The 4290-nt window shown below is 55.6% G+C and carries 4 protein-coding genes and 1 pseudogene (1 of these 5 only partly in view); 4 read left to right on the forward strand and 1 reads right to left on the reverse strand.

The window, feature by feature from the left end; all coding sequences use genetic code 11:
* Positions 1-161: 161 nt before the first annotated feature.
* The 3 genes from ADK28_RS21735 (at position 162) to ADK28_RS21745 (ending at position 2052) form a co-directional block, all read left to right on the forward strand.
* A complete protein-coding gene (locus ADK28_RS21735) occupies positions 162-491 on the forward strand; it encodes a hypothetical protein (RefSeq protein WP_016928383.1) in 330 nt (109 codons plus the stop codon).
* Positions 492-734: 243 nt separating this feature from the next.
* Positions 735-1541: a fimbrial protein gene (locus tag ADK28_RS21740; RefSeq protein WP_033640841.1), complete on the forward strand. Its 807-nt coding sequence runs from the start codon at positions 735-737 to the stop codon at positions 1539-1541.
* A 19-nt stretch (positions 1542-1560) separates the two neighbouring features.
* Positions 1561-2052: a fimbrial protein gene (locus ADK28_RS21745; RefSeq protein WP_239686273.1), complete on the forward strand. Its 492-nt coding sequence runs from the start codon at positions 1561-1563 to the stop codon at positions 2050-2052.
* 94 nt (positions 2053-2146) lie between these two features.
* Here the strand turns inward: ADK28_RS21745 and ADK28_RS21750 are convergent, their stop codons facing one another.
* A complete protein-coding gene (locus ADK28_RS21750) occupies positions 2147-3352 on the reverse strand; it encodes a serine hydrolase (RefSeq protein WP_015377270.1) in 1206 nt (401 codons plus the stop codon).
* 467 nt (positions 3353-3819) lie between these two features.
* On the opposite strand from ADK28_RS21750, the pseudogene ADK28_RS21755 reads away from it, so the two are divergent.
* Positions 3820-4290 (forward strand): annotated as a pseudogene (locus tag ADK28_RS21755) (pyridoxal-phosphate dependent enzyme) (it continues 889 nt past the right edge of the window).

Consider the following 4290-nt stretch of genomic DNA (forward strand, 5'->3'; position numbering starts at 1 on the left):
CCCAGCCTGCAAACAGGTAAGAACGGAGTGGGAAACCCCTTTTTTTCAATCCTGATAAATAGATAGGATTTTTCTTGATTCGCGATTTACCTCGTTATTGGTAGGCAGTGAAACTTTGTTTTTTCTTAGGAATACAGCAATCGAAATACAGAGGAAGTGCTATGGAAGCGTTATCTCCAAAACAAAAGGAAATACGGCAATTGCAGCACGATCTGCTGCAAACACTATTCGCGCAGTCGCCCCGTCAATGTCCCGACACCGGACTGCCACCTCAGCATCTGTGGTTGTCTACCCGGCAACTGGCCAACGCCGTCAACGTCGGTGTTTACCGCGCCCGGCTACTGCTGTTGGAACTCGTCGCCAAACAAGAAGTGCTCGTAACAGACGGCTCCATCAACAACTCGTTGAGGTGGTACCCCACCGCCCTACTGCCAGCTGGCAACAAGGAAATACCAGGAATAGATGCGCCTTATTCTCGTTTAACGGAATAACGCCGGCACAGTCAGCCTAATTAGCGCTATTTCATGGCGGCACCTAACCAAATGACACTATATAATCGGGATATTAATGTGAGAAAAACAACCATCCTATTTTTACAACACTGCCTGGCATTATCTTTTTTCGTACTCATTGGTAACGCCAATGCATTTACCTGTAAAACCTCCGACGGCGGGAGCATTGGTCAGGGGGGGTCAATGACGCCGGTCGACGTCAGGGTAAAGATAGGCCCTGAATTGTCCATCGGGAAAAATGAAATCGTCAACGTCAGCCAGGTGACCTGTAAAAACGACGTCGCCAGCTGGAAAGATATTTTACTCACCGGCAGCCCGGCGTTGACGATGAACACCGCCATTTTCGGTACGCTTGCCAACGGCATGACAATCAACGGCACCGACTACTTATCCCCGATCCAATCAGGTATCCAGGTGATGACGATTACCGGCCTAAACAGTGCCAGCATTTCCATCAGGGTTTACATCGTGCTCAACCGTTCGCCGACGCAGGATATCAAGGTGAACAAGGGCGACGTCATCGGCCAAATCAACTTTGAACAAAAAAATGACCAGTCAGGTTGCCCAAAGTGTGGGCCTTACCGGTGGCGCCTGATCGCCGACAACGACGCCTACTTCGTCACCACCAGTTGCACTATCAACAACGGCCAGCAGATTAACGTCGACTTTGGGCAGATCCGCCAGGACTTCCTCACGCAGAGCGCCAGCGACGCCCAACTCAAACAGGACAAGGCGCTTAGCTACCGGTGTGACGATCAGAGCGCGACACAAGACATTTTGGTTCGCATGGTCAGCGATGCCAGCGGCTTTTCCAGCGATTTCATCAAGACCTCCAATCCTAATGTCGGCGTAGCCATGGTGCACAATGGCGCGGTGGTGAAACCCAACAATACGTTCAGAACGCGCATCGTCAACGGGCTGGGCAACGACACCGTCACCTTTGTGCCAGTGAAGAACAATGTGCCTTACACCAGTATCGCCACCGGTCCGATGTCAGGCTCGGCCACGCTGATCTTCAGCGCACCTTGAGACGGGAACCCGAATGAACATGATGAGGAAAACGCGCTGCGCTCTGCTGTTTACGCTGGGTGCGATCAGCGCCGCCCCCCAGGCCGCCGACCAGGGCACCAAGGTCAGTATCACCGCCACCGTGGTGGCGCCTCCGCCTTGCGTGATCAACGACGGGCGCACCATCGATATCGACTTCGGCAAGGTCGGCATCAAACGTATCGACGGCAATCGCTATATGCAACGCATCGATTACAGCATCAAGTGTGAGTTTCTGGATAACAGCCGCCAGTTGAAAATGAAGATCATGGGCAGCGCGGCGGCCTTTGACAGCAGCGTGTTGAACAGCAGCGTCAATGGGCTGGGCATCAAACTGCTGGCCAACGGCAAGGCTTTCGCCATCAATACGCCGCTGAACATCGACTATACCAATCTGCCGACGCTTGATGCGGTGCCGGTGAAAAACAGCGCCGTCACCCTGGCGGAAGGTGACTTCTCCAGCGGAGCCACCATGCTGGTGGACTATTTCTGAAACGCCACGGATGCTGAAAATGAAAAAGCCGCAACGGAAGGTTGCGGCTTTTTCAGGAACCGCACGCGACGATGCGGCAGCGGTGTCAGAGCATTCAGCCGAAGATCCCGCCGAACCACTGGCTCAGCTTCATCATCACCATATCCCAGATGCGGCTGAAGAAGTTGCCCTCTTTCACCTCTTGCATCGCCACCAGCGGGTGCTGCTCGATGGTCTTGCCGTCCAGCTGGAAATCGATGGTGCCGACCACCTGGTTTTTCGCCAGCGGCGCTTCCAGCGTCGGTTGGGTCAGCTTGTAGCTGGCCTTCAGGTTTTTCATCTGCCCTTTCGGAATGGTGACCGAGGCGTCTTTCGCCACGCCGAGCGGCACTTCGCTGACGTCGCCGAACCACACTTTCTGGGTGACGAACGGTTTATCGGCCTTGATCGGCGTCGCGGTTTCATAGAAGCGGAAGCCCCAGGTCAGCAGCTTTTCGCTTTCGCTAAAGCGCACGCGATCGCTCGGCGCGCCCAGCACCACCGAGATCAGACGCATCGGGCCGTCGGTGGCGGACGCCACCAGGTTGTGACCGGCGCCGCTGGTGTAGCCGGTCTTGATGCCGTCGACGTTCAGGTTGCTGCTCCACAGCAGACGGTTGCGGTTAATCTGGCGGATCTTGTTGAAGGTGAACTCTTTCTCTTTATGCAGCGCGTATTCGTCCGGCACGTCGCGGATCAGCGCCTGGCTCAGCAGCGCCATGTCGCGCGCGGTGCTGTACTGCCCTTCCGCATCCAGACCATGCACCGTCAGGAAGTGGGTATTCTGCAGCCCCAGAGATTTGGCGTAGTTGTTCATCAGGCCGACGAACGAATCCTGGCTGCCCGCCACGTAGTCCGCCAGCGCGATGCTGGCGTCGTTGCCGGACTGGATCACGATGCCTTTATTCAGTTCCAGCACCGGCACCTGATCGCCGGGCTTGATAAACATCAGCGAAGAACCGCGCAGCGCCGGGTTACCCGGCGCCCAGGCGTCTTTGCCGACGGTGACCATGTCTTCCGGCTTGATCTTGCCGGCCTTGATCGCCTGGCCGATCACGTAGCTGGACATGATCTTGGTCAGGCTGGCGGGATCGAGACGGGTGTCGGCATTGCCTTCGGTCAGCACCTTGCCGCTGTTGTAGTCCATCAGAATGAAGGCCTTGGCGTCTACCTGCGGCGGCGCCGGCGGCTCAGCCGCGTGCACGGCCGGGGCGGCCAGCAACAGGATGCCTACGCTGAAGGTCAGTTTTTTCAGGGAAGTGGATAAGTTTTTTTTCATCATGACGTCGCCAGAGTGTCCATTCAAAACCATTGAAATAGCGTTAACTTTCAAACATGTTCACGTTTTAAGCCAACCAGCGAGAGTGGCCCGGTGCGCGCGTGCCGGCCGCAACCCCTTGCGGCGCCCGTAGCGGGTAACACAACGCACCGAAAATGCCCTTGCTGTGAGTTTATGTGATTTATCTTATTTTTGCAGGGTTTAGCGTGAATTTTCAGCATTTTTACATAACTGTACGCAGCCCCCCGCTTATCGTTCAAAAAAGCATCGCGACGCGCATTTTTGCATCCGCCCACGGCTACACGGCCAAGCATCTGCACCGCTAAACATCTGCGCATCCATACGTCTAAAAAAGATTAATATATTCCATAATGGCATATAGAACCGTTATTTGTTCTTTTTAAAGCGCTTATCCTCAGCGCTATCATCCGCACAAAGACTTTTATACCGAATAATCCTGGAGATGAGTCATGGCGATCCCCCATTCCGTCATCGAGATGATTGGCAATACCCCGATGCTGGAACTGACCCAGTTCGATACCGGCCCATGCCGGCTGTTCGTCAAGCTGGAGAACCAAAACCCCGGCGGTTCGATCAAAGACCGCGTGGCGCTGTCGATGATCGAACAGGCCGAGCGCGACGGCAAACTGCAGCCGGGCGGCACTATCATCGAAGCCACCGCCGGCAATACCGGCCTGGGGTTGGCGCTGGTGGCGGCGCTGAAAGGCTATAAGCTGCTGTTGGTGGTGCCGGACAAGATGAGCCGCGAGAAGATCTTCCACCTGCGCGCGCTGGGCGTGGAAGTGCTGCTGACCCGCTCGGACGTCGGCAAAGGGCACCCGGCTTATTATCAGGATTACGCTAAACGCCTGGCCGGGGAGATCCCCGGCGCCTTTTATATCGATCAGTTCAACAACCCGGCCAACCCGGCGGCCCATACC

Source organism: Serratia sp. 506_PEND (assembly GCF_001076875.1).
Taxonomy (GTDB): Bacteria; Pseudomonadota; Gammaproteobacteria; order Enterobacterales; family Enterobacteriaceae; genus Serratia; species Serratia marcescens.

Coding starts and splice junctions, on each gene's coding strand:
- ADK28_RS21735 (WP_016928383.1), top strand. CDS start 162: ATGGAAGCGTTATCTCCAAAACAAAAGGAAATACGGCAATTGCAGCAC.
- ADK28_RS21745 (WP_239686273.1), top strand. CDS start 1,561: ATGATGAGGAAAACGCGCTGCGCTCTGCTGTTTACGCTGGGTGCGATC.
- ADK28_RS21750 (WP_015377270.1), bottom strand. CDS start 3,352: ATGATGAAAAAAAACTTATCCACTTCCCTGAAAAAACTGACCTTCAGC.